This window comes from Cellulomonas soli (assembly GCF_013409305.1).
Lineage (GTDB): Bacteria > Actinomycetota > Actinomycetes > Actinomycetales > Cellulomonadaceae > Cellulomonas > Cellulomonas soli.
Map to the genome: position 1 here is coordinate 3,122,269 of NZ_JACBZJ010000001.1, position 16,640 is coordinate 3,138,908.

Consider the following 16,640-nt stretch of genomic DNA (forward strand, 5'->3'; position numbering starts at 1 on the left):
GGCCTAGGCTTGCCGCTCGGGGGTGAGCCGTGGTCGGAGCATGGCGGTGCGAGGTCGGTGCGGGTGCGCGTCGACGGGTCCCGGCGCGGCTGATCGCGCTCGTGCTGGGCGTGGCCCTCGGTGTCGCGATGTCCCTCGTCCCGCTGTCCTCGGCCCGTGCCGCAGCAGGTGAGAGCACGCTCGGCCCCGGTGAGCGGCTCGAGCAGGGGCAGGCGCTCGTCTCCCCGAGCGGCGAGCACGTGCTCGTGCTCCAGGCGGACGGTCTGCTCGCGCTCTTCGACTCCAGCGACCCCGCGCCCCGCTGGACGAGCGGTGCGACCGCGGACGGCGCCACGCTCCTCGTCCAGGACGACGGCGACGTCGCCGTCGTCGCGACCGACGGGCACGTGGTGTGGAGTGCCGGGACGCACGGCTCCGACGGTGCCCGGCTCGTCGTCGGGGACGACGGCGACGTGCGCGTGCTCGACGCGTCCGGGCAGGTGCGCTGGGACGCGGGCACGTCCGTGCGGCCCTCGATCCTGGCCGCGCCGGCCGAGCTCGTGCCGGGCACGGGCCTGTCCTCGCCCGACGGCAGGCACACCCTGGACGTGCTCGCCGAGGGTGACGTCCGCCTGAGCGGGCCGGACGGCACCGTCGTGTGGTCCACCGGGACGGTCGTGCCCGGCTCGGTGCTCGCGCTGGAGTCGGACGGCAACCTGGTGGTCCGGGAGCCCGACGGCACGCGTCGGTGGCGCACGCGGACGGCGGGCACGGCCGGTGCCGCGCTGGTGCTCGCGGACGACGGCCGTCTGACGATCGTCGATGCGGGCGGTCAGGTCGTGTGGGACGCCGGCACGACCCGCGAGCCCGCCACGCTCGCGGCACCGGGATCGTTGGCCGCGGGCACGGGGCTGACCTCCGAGGACGGCCGCACCCGCCTGCTCGTCACCGACGACGGTGCGCTCGTGCTCCGGCACGGGACCGCCGACATGTGGTCGACGCCGCCGGCCGGGCCGGGTGCTTCGCTCGTGGTCGACGGTGCGGGCGCCCTGGCCCTGACGGCAGCGGACGGCACGGCGGCGTGGAGCGCAGGCGCACCGGACCCGGGCTCGACCGGCGTCGCACTGACGGTCGAGAGCGACGGCGCCCTGCTGCGCGACGGCACGGGCCACGAGCGGTGGCGGGCGGCCGTGCCGCTCGAGCTGCTGGCCGCCGACGTGCCGGCGACCGACTGCGCGCTCGTGGACGGCCCGGTCGGCTCGCAGGACACCGTCGTGACGAGTGCCGGGATCCGCGTGCACGCCTGCCTGGCCGACGCCCTCGACCGGCTCGTCGCCGACGCCGCATCGGACGGTGTCCTGCTGGGCGGCTGGGGGTGGCGCAGCGCCGAGCAGCAGCGCGCGCTGCGTGCCGCGCACTGCGGCTCGACGCCCGAGGACGCCGAGACCCTGCCGGCGTCCGCGTGCCGTCCTCCGACGGCCCCGCAGGGGTTGTCGCGGCACGAGTGGGGGCTGGCCGTGGACCTCACGGTCGACGGTCACGTGCTGACCGCCGGATCGCCGGCGTTCGCCTGGTTGAGTGCGCACGCGGCCGACTACGGGCTGGTGAACCTGCCGAGCGAGCCGTGGCACTGGAGCGTCGACGGCTCCTGACCGCCCTACCCTGGTCCGCGTGAGCCCGACGGACCCCGCCAGCAGCCCCTCGCCCTCGCCGTCCGCCCCGGACGTCCCCGTCACGGCGCTCGCCCCGCTGAGCGCCGTCACGCAGGACTACCTGAAGGTCGTGTGGTCCGCCCGCGAGTGGTCGGACCGCCCGGTCACCACCAAGCTGCTCGCGACGCGGCTCGGCGTGGGCGCCTCGACGGTCTCGGAGACCGTGCGGCGCCTGGCGGACTCCGGTCTGGTGACGCACGAGCCCTACGGTGCGGTCGAGCTGACCGAGCTCGGACGCGGGCACGCGCTGGCGATGGTGCGCCGGCACCGGCTGGTCGAGACGTTCCTCGTCGAGGTGCTCGGCTACGGCTGGGACGAGGTGCACGACGAGGCCGAGGTGCTCGAGCACGCGGTGTCGGACCTGTTCGTCGAGCGGCTCGCCGAACGGCTCGGCCACCCGTCGCGCGACCCGCACGGCGACCCCATCCCCGCGGCCGACGGCACGATCGACGTGCCCGACGCCCACCCGTTGTGGGACGTGACCCCGGGGCAGTACGCGGTGGCACGCATCTCCGACGAGGACCCGGGCCTGCTGCGGTACCTCGACCAGGTCGGCCTCGTGCTGGACGCACCGGTCGCGCTCGTCGAGCGACGCACGGTGACCGGTGTCGTGTCGGTCCGGCTCGCCGCGCCCGGTCAGGGGGCGACGGTCGACCTGGGTGAGGTGGCCGCCTCGGCGATCTGGGTGGTGCGGGCGTAGGCTGCGGCCATCCCTGGAGTCGGCGACGACGCGCTCCGTGCCCTGATCGAATCGATTCGTCCGAGGAGCGTCGTGTCGTCACCCACGCCTGCGGGAGCGCCTGCGCCCGCCGCGCAGCCCGCATCCCTGCTCGTGGTCGGCCCGGTCGGCCCGGTCGTCCCGCCGGGTCCGCGCGCGCGTGCCGCGCTGCTCGCGCTCGCGCTCGGCGGCTTCGGCATCGGCACCACCGAGTTCGCGACCATGGGTCTGCTGCCCGAGATCGCCGACGACCTGCACGTCTCCATCCCCGTCGCCGGGCACTCCATCACGGCGTACGCGCTGGGGGTCGTGGTCGGTGCGCCCGTCCTGGCGGCGATCGGTGCCCGGATGGACCGCCGCCGGCTGCTGCTCGTGCTCATGGCGGCGTTCACGGTCGGCAACGTGCTCTCGGCGTTCGCGCCCACCGCCGAGCTGCTCGTGGTCGCGCGCTTCCTCGCGGGCCTGCCGCACGGTGCCTACTTCGGCGTCGGTGCGGTCATGGGCACCGCGGTCGTCGGGCCCGAACGACGCGGCCGGGCAGTCGCCTCGATGATGACGGGCCTGACCGTGGCCTGCGCCGTGGGGGTGCCCGCGACCGCGATCGCGGGGCACGCGGTGGGCTGGCGCTGGGCGTTCGTCGGCGTCGGGGTGCTCGGCGTGCTGACCTGGTTCGCGCTGCGTGCGTGGACCCCGTCGCTGCCCCCGCTGCCGGGTGCCACCGTGCGCAGCGAGCTGGCGGCCGTGCGCAACCGGACGCTGTGGATCGCGTTCGCGGCCGGCGCCGTCGGCTTCGGCGGCATGTTCTCGGTGTACTCCTACGTGAAGCCGCTGCTGACCGACGTCACCGGTCTGAGCGTGGGTGCCGTGCCGTTCGTCCTCGCGCTGTACGGCATCGGCATGACGGCCGGCACGCTGCTCGGCGGACGGCTGGCCGACCGCACGGTGCTCGGCACGGTCATCGGCGCGATGGTCGCCTCGATCGTCGTGCTCGTGGCCATCGCGCTCGTCGGGCCGTACCCGGTGCCGGCCGTCGCCGCGTTCGTGCTGCTCGGCGTCGCCTCCCAGGTGCTCGGGCTCTCGTTGCAGACCCGGCTCATGGACGTCTCGCCGGCTGCCCCCTCGCTGGGGGCCGCGCTGTGCCACTCGGCACTCAACCTCGGCAACGCGGCGGGGGCGTTCTTCGGCGGCCTGGTGATCGCCGCGGGCCTCGGCTACCTGTCCTCGGCGTGGGTCGGGGCCGGGCTGACGGCCGTCGGGCTCGTCATCGTGCTGACGATCGGCCGCGGCGCACCCCCGGAGCCCTCGTCAGCCCCTGCGCCGTCGTCCGGGAACGCCGACCCGGTCGACCGGGGGACCGACGCGCTGGTCACCGCCACCCAGCCCTGAGTCCCCGGTCCGCGCCGATAGACTCGCGGGGTGAGTGAGCAGGCCAGCCCCCCCGACGACGTCCGCTTCCGCTACACGGCCGCCCTGGCGACCGAGCTCGAGCTCAAGTGGCAGGACGAGTGGGAGAAGCGCGGCACGTTCTTCGCCGCCAACCCCACGGGCGCCCTGACCGACGGTGAGGGTCGGAACGCGGACCCCGCGCAGCCCTCGTTCTTCGTCATGGACATGTTCCCGTACCCCTCCGGCGCGGGCCTGCACATCGGCCACCCGCTGGGCTACATCGCCACCGACGTCGTCGGCCGGTTCCGCCGCATGCAGGGCGACAACGTGCTGCACGCGCTCGGCTTCGACGCGTTCGGCCTGCCCGCCGAGCAGTACGCCGTGCAGACGGGCCAGCACCCGCGCACGACGACCGAGGCGAACATCGCGATCATGCAGCGCCAGCTGCGGCGCCTGGGCCTGGGTCACGACCCGCGCCGGTCGTTCGCGACGATCGACCCCGAGTACGTGCGCTGGACGCAGTGGATCTTCCTGCAGATCTTCGACTCCTGGTACGACGCCGACGCGGTGCGGGCCGACGGTGGCCGCGGCAAGGCCCGCCCGGTGACCGAGCTGGTCGCCGAGCTCGCCGCCGGCACCCGCGCGGTGCCCGAGGGCATCGCCGGCGTCCCGGACGGCGCGACGTGGGCCGAGCTGGACGAGGTCGCCCGTCGCCGCGTCGTCGACTCCCGGCGCCTGGCCTACGTCTCGGAGACCCCGGTCAACTGGTGCCCCGGGCTGGGCACCGTGCTGGCCAACGAGGAGGTCACGGCCGACGGCCGGTCCGAGCGCGGCAACTTCCCGGTGTTCCAGCGCAGCCTGCGGCAGTGGAACATGCGGATCACCGCCTACGCCGACCGCCTGGCCGACGACCTGGACCACATCGACTGGCCCGACAAGGTCAAGGCGATGCAGCGCAACTGGATCGGCCGCTCGCAGGGCGCCCGCGTGACGTTCCACGTCCAGGGCGGCTCGCAGGTCGAGGTCTTCACCACGCGCCCCGACACCCTCTTCGGCGCCACCTTCATGGTCGTCGCCCCCGAGCACCCGCTGCTCGACGAGGTCCCGACCGCCTGGCCGGACGGCACCAAGGACGTGTGGACCGGCGGGCACGAGACCCCGGCCGACGCCGTCGCCTCCTACCGCGCCGAGTCGGCCGCGAAGACCGCCGTCGAGCGACAGGCCGACGCCGGCCGCAAGACGGGCGTCTTCACCGGCCACCTGGCGGCGAACCCCGTCAACGGCGAGCTCATCCCGGTCTTCACCGCCGACTACGTGCTCATGGGCTACGGCACGGGCGCCATCATGGCGGTGCCCGGCGGCGACGAGCGCGACTACGCGTTCGCCGAGGCCTTCGACCTGCCCGTGGTCTACACGGTCGACGCACCCGAGGGAACGCCCGACGGCCCGCGCACCGGCGACGGCGCGATCATCGGCTCGTCCAACGACGAGATCTCGCTGGACGGACTCGACGTCCCGACCGCCAAGGCCGCGATCATCGCGTGGCTCGCGGAGCACGGCATCGGCGAGGGCACCATCACCTACCGCCTGCGCGACTGGCTGTTCAGCCGCCAGCGCTACTGGGGCGAGCCCTTCCCGATCGTCTACGACGAGAACGACCTGCCGATCGCGCTGCCGTCCGACGCGCTGCCGGTCAACCTGCCCGACGTCCCGGACTACGCGCCGCGCACGTTCGACCCGCAGGACTCGCAGTCCTCGCCCGAGCCGCCGCTGGGCCGCAACGACGACTGGGTGCACGTCACCCTGGACCTCGGCGACGGGCCCAAGACGTACCGCCGCGACACCAACACGATGCCCAACTGGGCCGGCTCGTGCTGGTACTACCTGCGCTACCTGGACCCGGCGTCCGACGTCCGGCTCGTCGACCCCGCGCTCGAGGCCTACTGGATGGGTCCGGGCCACGGTGCGCAGGCGGACGGCTCCGTCGGAGGCGTCGACCTGTACGTCGGAGGCGTCGAGCACGCCGTGCTGCACCTGCTGTACGCGCGGTTCTGGCACAAGGCGCTGTTCGACCTGGGTCACGTCAGCAGCGGCGAGCCGTTCCACAAGCTGTTCAACCAGGGCTACATCCAGGCGTACGCGTACACCGACGCGCGCGGCGTGCACGTCCCGGCGGCCGAGGTCGTCGAGGACGAGGCGTCGTCGACGGGCTTCACCTGGCAGGGCGAACCCGTCAACCGTGAGTACGGGAAGATGGGCAAGTCGCTGAAGAACATGGTGACGCCCGACGAGATGTACGCCGAGTACGGGGCCGACACGCTGCGCGTGTACGAGATGTCGATGGGCCCGCTGGACCTGTCCCGCCCGTGGGAGACCCGGGCTGTCGTCGGTGCCCAGCGCTTCCTGCAGCGGCTGTGGCGCAACGTCGTCGACGAGGCGACGGGTGCGCTCGTGATCAGCGAGGACGCGCCGGACACCGCGACCCTCCGGGTGCTGCACCGGACGATCACGGACGTCACCGAGGACATGGCCGCGATGCGGATCAACACCGCCGTCGCCAAGCTCATCGTGCTCAACAACCACCTGACGACGCTGCCCGCCGCCCCGCGCGCGGCCGTCGAGGCGCTCGTGCTGATGACCGCACCGGTCGCCCCGCACGTCGCCGAGGAGCTGTGGGAGCGCCTGGGTCACCCGGCCTCGCTCGCGCACGCGACGTTCCCCGTGGCCGACCCGGCGTACCTCGTCGAGGACACCGTCACGTGCGTGCTGCAGGTGCAGGGCAAGGTGCGCGGTCGTGTCGAGGTGGCCGCCGACGTCTCCGACGACGAGCTGCGGGCGCTCGCGCTGGCCGACCCGGGCGTGCTGCGCGCCATGGACGGACGTGACGTGCGGACCGTGATCATCCGGGCGCCGCGGCTCGTCAACGTGGTGCCGGCCTGAGCGGCACGCGGCGCCCCGGCCCCGGGGTGCGTGGTCGAACGGCGATCAGCCGTTCGGTCCGGGCTGCGCGCCCGACGGTCGCGGTCGTCACCGACTCGACAGCCTCCTTGCCGCCGGGTGCGGCCGAGGACGCCGGCGTCCTCCTCGTCCCGCTGGACGTGGTGATCGACGGCGAGCGGTTCGTCGAGGGGGTCGACCTGGACCGGGTCGCGCTGCTCGAGGGGCTCGCGCGCGGGGCGCGGGTGAGCACGTCGCAGCCGCCGCCGGCAGCGTTCGCCGACGCCTACGCGCGCGCCGCGGCCCAGGGGGCGCGGGAGATCGTGTCGGTGCACCTGTCCGGGGACCTGTCCGGGACGGTCCGCGCCGCCCAGCTCGCCGCGGCCGCGGCGCCCGTCCCGGTGCACGTCGTGGACTCGCGCACCGTCGGCATGGCTCTGGGGTTCGCCGTGCTCGCGGCCGCCAGGCTCGCGCGCGGCGAGACGGAGACGACGGCCGACGCCGACCACCGACGGTGGTGGGAGGCACCGTGGGCGCGCGGTCAGGTCGCCCTGCCCGACGGCCTCGCGGTCGCGACCGCCGCCCGCGCCGTGGGCGCCGGCTCGTCCGCCTGGTTCCTCGTCGACTCCCTCGACCACCTGCGTCGCGGCGGGCGGCTCAGCGCACCCGCGGCAGCGCTGGGCGCGGTGCTCGGGTTGCGACCGATCCTCGGGCTGCGTGACGGCCGGGTGGGTGTCGCGGAGAAGGTGCGCACGCGACGGGCCGCCCGGGAACGCCTCGAGGCGCTCGCGGTGTCCGACGTGCTCGGTCGAGCGTCGGCGCGGGTCGCGGTGCACCATCTCGGCCAGCCCGAGCTGGCCGCGCAGGTCGCGGAACGGCTGACGTCGGAGCTCGGCCCGCGGGTGCGCGAGGTCGTCGTGTGCGAGGCGGGCGCCGTCCTCGCGGCGCACGTCGGCCCCGGCCTGCTGGCCGTTCTCGTCACGGACGCCTGAGGCGCATCCGCCCGAGCCGACCACAGCCCGCCGTGGATGCCCGGCGACTGCCCTCGCTCGACGCGCACGCGGTCCGTGCGGGCGCCCGCACCTAGCGTCGGCGCCGTGCCCGAGACGGACGACCGAACCCACGACCGCCCGCACGCTCGGCTGCACGCGCTCGCCATCGGCGCGCGTGCCCTGACCTCCGACCTCACGGCCGAGCCGCTCGGGGCTGCCGTGGCGCAGCCGCCCCCAGGCGCGACGGGCACGACGCCAGGCACGGCACCGGGCACGGCACAGGGCACGACATCGGGCACGACATCGGGCGCGGTCCCAGGTCCGGTGCGGAGGGTCGGCGGGGCTCCCGCCGCGCCGTCGGCGGCACCCCGCCTGTCCGCCCAGGCGCTCGCGCTGGCCGCCGTGGACTACCGCGAGGCCTACGGGGACCCCGTCGTGCGCGCGGCCGCCGTCCCCGCGCGACGGATCCGGTGGACGGTGCCGTGGCGGCTCGCAGGCGCTGCCGGCACGGTCGTGCTGCTGGTGGCCGGTGCTGTCGCGCTGCGAGCGGTGGCCGTGCACCCGGGCGAGCCGGTCTCGCTGCCCGAGCCTGCTCCGAGCGTGGCGGTGTCGGGGTCACCCACGTCCTCGGTGCCGGTCGGTGACGGCTCCCCTGCGGATGCCGCGCTCGTCGTGCACGTCGTGGGACAGGTGGCCGCTCCGGGCATCGCCCGGCTGCCTGCGGGATCGCGGGTCGTCGACGCCGTCACGGCCGCGGGTGGCGCGTTGCCGGAGGCCGATCTCGCGGCGCTCAACATGGCACGCCTCCTGGTGGACGGCGAGCAGATCGTGGTCCCTGCTCTGGGCGACCAGGTGAGCGGCGGCGTAGCGGGGGCGGGCGCGCAGGCTCCCGGCGACGGCCGGGTCGACCTCAACACCGCCGACGTGGCGGCGCTCGACGCGCTGCCCGGCATCGGACCTGTGCTGGCCCAACGCATCGTGGACCACCGTGCGACCCAGCCGTTCGCGAGCGTCGACGACCTCGACGACGTCTCCGGGATCGGTCCGGCCCTGCTCGCCGACCTGCGCGACCTGGTCAGGGTCTGAGCGTGCCCGACACCCTCGACCTGCGGGTCGTCCCACCCGCGGTGGGGGCGTGGGTCGCCGCGCTCGTCGTCGTGCGGCTGTCGGCCTCATGGTCGGCCGGGTGGGGAGCGGCGGCCCTCCTGGTCGCGCTCGTCGCGTGCCTGGACGCGGCCCGGTCGGGCGCCGGGCGTCGCCGGACGGTCGGTCGCGGGCGCCCTCGGCGGTGGTCGGGCGCCGCGGTGCTCGTGCTCATGGTCGTCGGCGCGGTGCTGCTCGCGGGCTCCGCCCAGGTGGCCGCCCGGTCCGCCGGGCCGCTGCTCTCGCTGGCCGCCGCGGGGGGTCGTGTCGACCTGACCGGGGTCGTGACCGGCGAGGCCCGCCCCCTCGCCACGACCTGGGGCGAGCCGCGCGTCCGGCTCGTGGTCACGGTCGACACGGTGAGCGTCGACGGCGTGCGGACGCACGCCCACGCACCCGTGCTGGTCCTCGCCCCCGCGGACGTGCCGCTGCCGTTCGGTGCCCGGGTCGCGTTCGGCGGCCGGGCGGGCCAGACGCGGCCGGGCAGCCGTGAGATCGCGGTGATCTCCGTCCTCGGCACGCCCCGGGTGCTCAAGGAGCCCTCGCCCTGGCGGGCGGCGGCCGGTGGTGTGCGCGCCAGCGTGGATGCCCTCGCCTCGGCGCTCCCCGGGGACGCCGGCGCCCTGCTGCCGGGCGTCACGGTGGGCGACACCTCGGCCGTGCCTGACGAGCTCACGCAGGCGATGCGTGACGCCGGGCTGACGCACCTGACGGCCGTGTCCGGCGCCCACTTCACCCTGGTCGCGGGTCTGGTCCTGGGGCTGGCGGGCCTGGTCCGGCTGCCCCGAGCGCTGCGCGTCCTCGCGGCGCTGGCCACCGGGGTCGGGCTGGTGCTGCTCGTGCACCCGACCCCGAGCGTCCTGCGGGCCGCGGCGATGGGCTCCGTCGCCCTGCTGGGGATGCTCGTGGGTCGTCCCGCCCGGGCGCCGGCTGCGCTCGCGACGACGGTCGTGGTGCTGCTCGTCGTCGACCCGTGGCTCGCCTCCGAGCTCGGGTTCGTGCTGTCCGTGCTGGCCACGGCGGGTCTGGTGCTCCTGGGGCCGGTCCTGGTCGAGCGCTGGAGCGGTGCGCTGGGACGACCGGTCGCCGTCGCCCTGGCCGCGCCCGTGGCGGCTCAGCTCGTGTGTGCGCCGGCCGTTCTCGTGGTGCAGCCCTCCGTGTCGCTCGTGGCGGTCCCGGCGAACCTCGTGGTCGCGCCCGCGGTGGCGCCCGCGACGGTGCTCGGCCTCCTCGCGGCCCTCGTCGACCCGTGGTGGCCGGCCGGGGGCGTCCTGCTGTCGCGGTTGGCGGGAGCGGCCTGCTGGTGGATCGGCGCGGTCGCGCGCTGGGCGGCCGATGCGCCGGGAGCTCGCGTGCCATGGCTGGCAGGGCCGGTCGGGGTGCTCCTGCTCGTCACGGCGACCGTCGCCGGCACACGGCTGCTGCTCCGTCCCGGCAGATGAGGCCGGCTCGGCGGGGCGAGCGGGGCCCGTGAGCATGGGCGCCGGGTCTGCGGGCGGCATCGGGGTGTGGTCGGGGCGTGGCAGGCTGTGCGGGTGCCTCCCGCCCAGCGCCGTTCACCGAGCCGAGGTTCGCGCGGCTCGTCCGCACCCGGCCTGGCGTGGACGGATGCCGTGCCCGCCCCGGTCGTGCTGGTGAGCGGCACGGAGGACCTCCTCGCGGAGCGCGCGGTGGACCGCGTCGTCACGCTGAGCCGCGAGCAGGACCCGCAGATCGAGGTCGTCCGCCTGGATGCTGCCGACTACGCCGCCGGGATGCTCGGCGTCTCGACGAGCCCGTCCCTGTTCGCCGAGGACAAGGTCGTCGTGGTCACGGGCCTCGAGCGCGCCCCTGACGAGCTGCTGTCGGACGTCCTGGCGTACCTGCCGGCCCCCGCGCCCGGCGTGGTGCTCGTCCTGCGGCACGGTGGCGGGCAGCGCGGCAAGAAGCTGCTCGACACGCTGCGCGCGCAGGCGGTCCCGACCGTCGCCTGCGACGCGGTGAAGTCCGATGCGGACAAGGCCTCGTTCGTCACCGCCGAGCTGCGTCGTGCGGGCCGGCGGCCCGACGGGCAGGCGGTGAGGGCCCTGGTGGACGCGGTCGGCAGCGACCTGCGTGAGCTCGCGGCGGCGTGCGCGCAGCTGGCGGCCGACACCACGGGAGTGATCGGTCCCGAGGTGGTGGAGCGCTACTACGGCGGGCGGATCGAGGCGACGGGCTTCCGCGTCGCCGACGCCGCCGTGGCGGGTGACGCGGGTCAGGCCGTCTCCCTGCTGCGGCACGCGTTGGCGACCGGCGTCGATCCGGTGCCCGTCGTGGCGGCGCTGGCCGCGAAGCTGCGCACGATCGCGAAGGTGGCAGCCGTGCGCAGCAGGGGGAGCGCGGCCGTTCGCGAGCTCGGGCTCGCGCCGTGGCAGGTGGACAGGGCGATGGCCGACCTGCGACGTTGGACGCCCGAGGGCCTCGCGACGGCGATCGGTGCCGTCGCCCAGGCGGATGCCGAGGTCAAGGGCGAGGGTCGCGATCCGCGCTTCGCGGTGGAACGTGCGGTCCTGCGTGTGGCGGCTGCGTCGGGTCGATGAGCAAGACGCACCCGCACGGGTGACACCTGATCGGAGCAACGCTCTGTGACTCGCCCGCGAGGGCCTCGTGCGGGTCGGGCGGGCGCCTCGATCGGCGCCGTCAGCTCCCTGAGCTCAGCTGCCGTGCGCCGGTGCGGTCGAGCACGCCGGCGCGCTCGAGCAGGTTGCCCTGGAAGAGCGTGAACCCGAGCGCGCGCGCCTGGTGGAGCATCTGCGGGGTCTCGACGTACTCCGCGACGAGCATGGCGCCGTAGGCGCGGGCGACGTCGACCACCGGTCGGCCTTCGACGTCGAGGTCGCGGACGTCGATCTTCACGAAGTCGGCGTGCGGCAGCAGGCGCCGCTGCGCGGCGCTCCCGTAGAAGCCGGGGAGGGCGATCCGGAAGCCGGCCGCACGCAGTCGGCGGATCCCGGCGATGAGCTGGGGGTCGACGAGCTCGGTGTCCGTGATCTCGATGACCAGCCGGTCGGGGCGGTGCGGGATGGTGAGCTCGCCCACGAGGTAGGCCCGCGGGCACCGCACGAAGAGCAGTCGTCCGTGGGCGACGGTCTCGAGGTCGGAGCGTCCGAACGTGGCACCGAGGACGTGCGCGGTGGCGCGCTCGTGCTGGCGCGGGCCCCAGGTCGACGACTCGCACGCGCGGTCGCCGGAGCGGAACGAGAGCTGGTAGGCGAACGGGCGTCCGTGCGTCGAGAAGATGCCCTGCCGGGCTACGAGGACCGGCTGGCGGGAGAGGTGCTCGGCGAACTCCTGGCGCAGTCGGGCCGGGATGGCCTCGTCGACCGCTGCGGCGAGCTGTGCGAACCGGGCGTCCGCGTCCTCGGGTGTCATGAGCACTATGACACCACACCTTCGCAGTTGTGATACCCCCGCGACCGGGTGGAATTTCTGAGACGCGCCGGGGACATTTGGCCCGATTGGGGCAAAGCGGTCGCTGACGTGCACGGACGTGCATTGGGGCGGCTTACTCCGTGCGGGCAGGGGACAGGAGGCCCTCGCGTCCGTCATCATGTTGTTGACCCTTCGTCACCCACGCATGACAGGAGATCCACCATGTCCCGCAAGATCCGCGCCCTCATCGCGACCGCCACCATCGCCTCCGCCCTCCTCCTCGGAGGCGGGGCTGCGGCTGCCGGTCTCGGCGGCTCCGTGGTCACGCCGCTCAGCGGCGGCGCCTCCGGCTGCTGCAAGCAGTGACCTCCCGAGGGCCCTGCGTCGTGCCGGCGACGCGGGGCCCTCGTGCGCGGGGCCCCGCGCGTGCTCCGACAGGGGCTCGGGCCGGGGTCCTGTGCCTGCTCACGGGGGTTCTCTCACACGACCGGGTGAGAGAGTGGGTGAGAATGGTGCGTTCTGGCGGCGTCACACGTACAATGACAGGCCATGACGACCATTGCTGACCGTGTGCGCGAGGCCAGGCTCGCAGCGGGGCTGTCTCAGACGGCCCTTGCCGGCTCGATCTTCTCGCCCAGCTACATCTCCCTCATCGAAGCGGGACGGCGCGAGCCCACCGACTCCGCACTCGGCGTCCTCGCAGGCCGCCTCGGCACCACGCTCGAGTTCCTCAAGCACGGCGAGGACGGACCGAACGAGGCGCGCACGCGCCTCGAGGTCGACTACGCCAAGCTGGCCCTGCAGTCCGGCTCCCCGGACGACGCGCGCAGCCGCATCGAGGCCCTCGACCTCGCCGTCATCACGCCCACCCTGCGCGTCGAGGCCCTGACGGCGCTGGCGCGGGCCCACGAGGTGCTCGGGAACCTCGAGGCCGCGGTGGCCGTCCTCGAGCCGCTGCTGGCCGACTCGCGCGACCGTGGGCACCACCTCGAGTCGGCGACGCTGGCCAACGCGCTCGTCGGGGCCTACCTCGAGGCCGGGGACCTGCACCGCAGCGTCGAGGTGGGTGAGCGCACGCTCGCCGACCTCGAGGCCGCGCAGCTCACCGGCACGGACGAGCACCTCCGGCTCGCCTCGACGGTCCTGTGGGCCTATGTCGAGCGGGGCGACCTGCTCTACGCGACGCACCGGGCGGCTGAGCTCATCCGGATCGCCGAAGAGGTCGGCACGCCCCGTGGGCGTGGCAGCGTCTACTGGAACGCCGCCCTGGTGGCCGAGCAGCGCCGCGACTACGAGCTCGCGCAGAGCTACACCGAGCGTGCTCTCGCTCTGCTGTCCGAGGGCGAGCGCGACCGGGACCTGCCGCGGCTGCGGCTCAACTACGCGTGGCTGCTGCTGCGCTGCGAGCCCCCGGAGCCTGCCGCCGCGCTCGAGCAGATCGCCAAGGTCGCGCCCGACCTGTCGGTGCTCGGCTCGGAGCTCGACCTGGCACGCGTCGAGGTCGAGAGCTCCCGCGCGCACCTGCTGCTCGACAACTTCGACGCTGCCGAGTCGTTCGCCCGTGCGGCGATCGCGCGGCTCGGCGACCTGCCGCGTCTGGAGTGTGCGTTCGCCCACATCGCGCTCGGTGACGCGCTGCACGCCCAGCACGACGAGGACGGTGCGGTCGCGGCCTACGGCTACGCGGCGGACACGCTCGGCATGATGTCCGCGACGCGGCACTCCGCTGCGGCGTGGCGCGACCTCGGCGACCGGATGCTGCGTGACGGCGACGGCGCGGGGGCTGCGCGGGCCTTCGACCGCGCACTGCGGGAGGTCGGGTTCCGGCCGTCGGTCTCGAACGTCACGTGGGTCTCGCGGTCGTTCTGACCGGACCTGTCCCGGCCGCCTCCGGGCGGTCGGGACACAGGTGAGGGCGTCACCCCGCAGGGGGGGTGACGCCCTCAGTTGTCCGTGTCGCGTGCGCGTCCCGCGAGGTGGTGCTCGCGATCACCGCACGACGGGTGCCTCAGAGCGAGCCGACGGCCTTCGCCAGCGCCGACTTCTTGTTGGCGGCCTGGTTGGCGTGGATGACGCCCTTGGAGACGGCCTTGTCGAGCTTCTTCGAGGCGAGGGCGAGCGCGGACTGCGCCGCGTCCTTGTCGCCACCGGCGACCGCCTCGCGCACCCGACGCACGTGCGTCTTGAGCTCGGACTTGACGGCCTTGTTGCGCAGACGAGCCTTCTCGTTCGTCTTGATGCGCTTGATCTGGGACTTGATGTTGGCCACGTGTGGACTCTCTGGTGTGTTCGCCGAAGCGATCTGAACAGGTCGTAGAGGGCGTGCACAGCTCCGGGACTGGGGCGTGGGGACACCCGCGGGGAGGAGCTGGGCTTGTGCCCGCCGACCCGGGCGGACACGCGGTGGACGATGTTACCAGCCGTGGTGCTGCGCGAGCGAGTCGGTGACGCGGCGGAACACGTCCGGCGGCAGGACGGCGCCCTCGCGGCGCACGGCGGCGGGGTCGACGCGCAGCACGCGGTCGAGCCTGACCTCGCTCGGCCGGCCCTGGCGGTCCCACGGTCCGGAGCCGATGTCGGTCCAGGCCCTGCCCTGCCGTGCCTGGGCCGCGGCGTCGCGGTCGTGGTCCTTGCTGGTCAGGGGGAGCGCCAGCAGCACAGGGCCGTCGCGGCCGACGAGCAGGACGGGCCGGTCCTTGCCCTGGCGAGGGTCCTCCTCGTACGGGACCCAGGTCCAGACGATCTCGCCGGGGTCGGGGCGACCGTCCGGAGAGGGGGAGTACTGCGTCCGCACCGGGCCGGTGTGGTCCGGGAGCGCTCCGGGTGCGCCGCGAGCTGGTACCGGGGCGGGCGAGGGGCCCGGGGTCCGACGGTCGGTCGGGCGGGTCCGTGAGCCCCCGCGACCGGTGAGGGTTCGCAGGAGGGCGTGCACGCGGCGTGTCCAGCGAGGCATGCGGTGACCCTAGTGGCCGGCCTGCCCGCCGACCTGGGGCGCCGGAGCCGGAGCCGGAGCCGGAGCAGGAGGCGGGTCGACGTCGGGACCGGGACGAGCGTCCCCGCTCGGGGCCGCACGTCTGGGTCGTCCGCGGCGTGGCAGCGGCCCTGCACCCGAGGGTGTGCGGCCCGCGTCGTCGAGCGCGCGACGCAGCAGCATCTCGACGTGCGCGTTGAGCGAGCGCAGGTCGTCGGCGGCCCAGCGGGCGAGCGCGTCGTGCACGGCCGGGTCGAGGCGCAGCAGGACCGCGCGCCGTTCCCGGCGCGCGGTCTGCTGCGGCTCGTCAGCCGTCATCGCGCGCGGCTCACGTGTAGAGGCTCCCGGCGTTGACGACGGGGGTCGCCCGGGAGTCGCCGCAGAGCACGACGAGCAGGTTCGAGACCATGGCGGCCTTGCGCTCCTCGTCGAGCGTGACGACGTCGTCCTGCTCGAGGCGGGCGAGCGCGGTCTCGACCATGGACACCGCGCCTTCGACGATCTTCTCGCGGGCGGCGATGATCGCGCCGGCCTGCTGGCGCTGCAGCATCGCCTGCGCGATCTCGGGGGCGTAGGCGAGGTGCGAGATACGGGCCTCGACGACCTCGATCCCGGCGATCGCGACGCGTGCGGCGACCTCGACGGCGAGCTCGTGGCTGACCTGCTCGGTGGACCCGCGCAGGGTCGCCTCGCCTTCGTCCGCGTTGTCGTACGGGTGGCTCGTCGCGACGTGCCGCAGCGCCGCCTCGGCCTGCACCTCGACGAAGTCGGTGAACGACTCGACGGCGAAGGACGCGTGCGCGGTGTCGGCCACCCGCCAGACCACGATCGCGGCGATGTCGATCGGGTTGCCGTCGGCGTCGTTGACCTTCAGGCCGCTGGTCTCGAAGTTGCGCACGCGCACCGACACGCGGCGGCGGGTGGTGAGCGGCAGCGTCAGCACGAGGCCGTTGCGGCGCACGGTGCCCATGTACCGGCCGAAGAGCTGCACGACCTTCGTCTCGCCGGGGCTGACGACGACGAGCGAGGCGAGCAGCAGGATCCCGGCGAGCAGCAGCAGCGTGCCGCCGACGCCGAGCACGGTCGAGGTGCTTCCCGTGGTCTGGTCGGCCTGGATGGCCCCTGCCGCGCCCGCGCCGATCAGGAGGAGTGCAGCGAGCACGCCGAGGGCGCCGTTGGCCGTCCAGGCCTGGTGCTCGTGGAGGTCGAACCGCGGCGCGACCTGCACCGTGGACAGGTCGGGATCGCCCCCTGCCGGCTGTTCCAGCGGCGGGGTGGCGGGTGCGTTCATGGTGACTGCTCCTCCTGGTCGGACTGATCCCCGATGACGCGCCGATGATATCAGTTTTCGGCTTGAGTGATATCTGTTTTTGCGGTGCGGGCTCGGGCGCCGTGCCGTAACGCGGCGG

The 16,640-nt window shown here is 74.5% G+C and carries 15 protein-coding genes; 10 read left to right on the forward strand and 5 right to left on the reverse strand.

Features of this window, described 5'->3' with window-relative positions; genetic code table 11:
* Positions 1 to 29: 29 nt before the first annotated feature.
* The 8 genes from BKA22_RS20415 (at position 30) to holA (ending at position 11,428) form a co-directional block, all read left to right on the forward strand.
* A complete protein-coding gene (locus BKA22_RS20415) occupies positions 30 to 1,631 on the forward strand; it encodes a D-alanyl-D-alanine carboxypeptidase family protein (protein WP_146952980.1) in 1,602 nt (533 codons plus the stop codon).
* A gap of 97 nt (positions 1,632 to 1,728) precedes the next feature.
* The gene (locus BKA22_RS14330; protein WP_218867191.1) at positions 1,729 to 2,391 is read left to right on the forward strand and encodes a metal-dependent transcriptional regulator; all 663 of its coding nucleotides are present in this window, start codon (positions 1,729 to 1,731) and stop codon (positions 2,389 to 2,391) included.
* Between the two features lie 132 nt (positions 2,392 to 2,523).
* Entirely contained in the window at positions 2,524 to 3,795 is a 1,272-nt protein-coding gene (locus tag BKA22_RS14335; protein WP_146953110.1) for an MFS transporter, read from the forward strand.
* A 30-nt stretch (positions 3,796 to 3,825) separates the two neighbouring features.
* On the forward strand, positions 3,826 to 6,735 hold the full coding sequence (gene leuS / locus BKA22_RS14340) for a leucine--tRNA ligase (RefSeq protein WP_146952978.1): 2,910 nt from the start codon (positions 3,826 to 3,828) through the stop codon (positions 6,733 to 6,735).
* Between the two features lie 26 nt (positions 6,736 to 6,761).
* The gene (locus tag BKA22_RS14345; protein ID WP_223203575.1) at positions 6,762 to 7,724 is read left to right on the forward strand and encodes a DegV family protein; all 963 of its coding nucleotides are present in this window, start codon (positions 6,762 to 6,764) and stop codon (positions 7,722 to 7,724) included.
* Between the two features lie 105 nt (positions 7,725 to 7,829).
* Positions 7,830 to 8,810, forward strand: a complete 981-nt coding sequence (locus BKA22_RS14350; RefSeq protein ID WP_223203574.1) for a ComEA family DNA-binding protein — start codon at positions 7,830 to 7,832, stop codon at positions 8,808 to 8,810.
* Positions 8,811 to 8,812: 2 nt separating this feature from the next.
* Positions 8,813 to 10,309: a ComEC/Rec2 family competence protein gene (locus tag BKA22_RS14355; protein WP_146952977.1), complete on the forward strand. Its 1,497-nt coding sequence runs from the start codon at positions 8,813 to 8,815 to the stop codon at positions 10,307 to 10,309.
* 171 nt (positions 10,310 to 10,480) lie between these two features.
* Positions 10,481 to 11,428: a DNA polymerase III subunit delta gene (holA, locus tag BKA22_RS14360; protein ID WP_308463402.1), complete on the forward strand. Its 948-nt coding sequence runs from the start codon at positions 10,481 to 10,483 to the stop codon at positions 11,426 to 11,428.
* Between the two features lie 100 nt (positions 11,429 to 11,528).
* On the opposite strand, the gene BKA22_RS14365 is transcribed toward holA, so the two are convergent.
* Entirely contained in the window at positions 11,529 to 12,260 is a 732-nt protein-coding gene (locus BKA22_RS14365) for an EAL domain-containing protein (RefSeq protein ID WP_146952975.1), read from the reverse strand.
* 222 nt (positions 12,261 to 12,482) lie between these two features.
* Between BKA22_RS14365 and BKA22_RS14370 the strand changes: the two genes are divergently transcribed.
* Positions 12,483 to 12,626: a hypothetical protein gene (locus tag BKA22_RS14370; RefSeq protein WP_179561796.1), complete on the forward strand. Its 144-nt coding sequence runs from the start codon at positions 12,483 to 12,485 to the stop codon at positions 12,624 to 12,626.
* Between the two features lie 183 nt (positions 12,627 to 12,809).
* The gene (locus BKA22_RS14375; RefSeq protein ID WP_146952974.1) at positions 12,810 to 14,129 is read left to right on the forward strand and encodes a helix-turn-helix domain-containing protein; all 1,320 of its coding nucleotides are present in this window, start codon (positions 12,810 to 12,812) and stop codon (positions 14,127 to 14,129) included.
* 139 nt (positions 14,130 to 14,268) lie between these two features.
* On the opposite strand, the gene rpsT is transcribed toward BKA22_RS14375, so the two are convergent.
* The 4 genes from rpsT to BKA22_RS14395 all read right to left on the reverse strand — a co-directional run bounded on the left by rpsT (position 14,269) and on the right by BKA22_RS14395 (position 16,522).
* Positions 14,269 to 14,529, reverse strand: coding sequence for a 30S ribosomal protein S20 (rpsT, locus tag BKA22_RS14380; protein WP_146952973.1), 261 nt, complete (start codon positions 14,527 to 14,529; stop codon positions 14,269 to 14,271).
* 144 nt (positions 14,530 to 14,673) lie between these two features.
* Positions 14,674 to 15,054 carry a type II toxin-antitoxin system PemK/MazF family toxin gene (locus tag BKA22_RS14385; protein WP_373367071.1) on the reverse strand — a complete coding sequence of 127 codons (381 nt, stop codon included), beginning with the start codon at positions 15,052 to 15,054 and terminating at the stop codon, positions 14,674 to 14,676.
* A 168-nt stretch (positions 15,055 to 15,222) separates the two neighbouring features.
* The gene (locus BKA22_RS14390) at positions 15,223 to 15,549 is read right to left on the reverse strand and encodes a type II toxin-antitoxin system antitoxin (RefSeq protein WP_223203573.1); all 327 of its coding nucleotides are present in this window, start codon (positions 15,547 to 15,549) and stop codon (positions 15,223 to 15,225) included.
* Between the two features lie 10 nt (positions 15,550 to 15,559).
* Positions 15,560 to 16,522, reverse strand: coding sequence for an SPFH domain-containing protein (locus BKA22_RS14395; RefSeq protein ID WP_146952971.1), 963 nt, complete (start codon positions 16,520 to 16,522; stop codon positions 15,560 to 15,562).
* Positions 16,523 to 16,640: the final 118 nt, after the last annotated feature.

Bases quoted from the DNA above. Each gene is read 5' to 3' on its own strand.
- BKA22_RS14365 (WP_146952975.1), bottom strand. From the start codon at position 12,260: ATGACACCCGAGGACGCGGACGCCCGGTTCGCACAGCTCGCCGCAGCG.
- BKA22_RS14370 (WP_179561796.1), top strand. From the start codon at position 12,483: ATGTCCCGCAAGATCCGCGCCCTCATCGCGACCGCCACCATCGCCTCC.
- BKA22_RS14375 (WP_146952974.1), top strand. From the start codon at position 12,810: ATGACGACCATTGCTGACCGTGTGCGCGAGGCCAGGCTCGCAGCGGGG.
- BKA22_RS14390 (WP_223203573.1), bottom strand. From the start codon at position 15,549: ATGACGGCTGACGAGCCGCAGCAGACCGCGCGCCGGGAACGGCGCGCG.
- BKA22_RS14395 (WP_146952971.1), bottom strand. From the start codon at position 16,522: ATGAACGCACCCGCCACCCCGCCGCTGGAACAGCCGGCAGGGGGCGAT.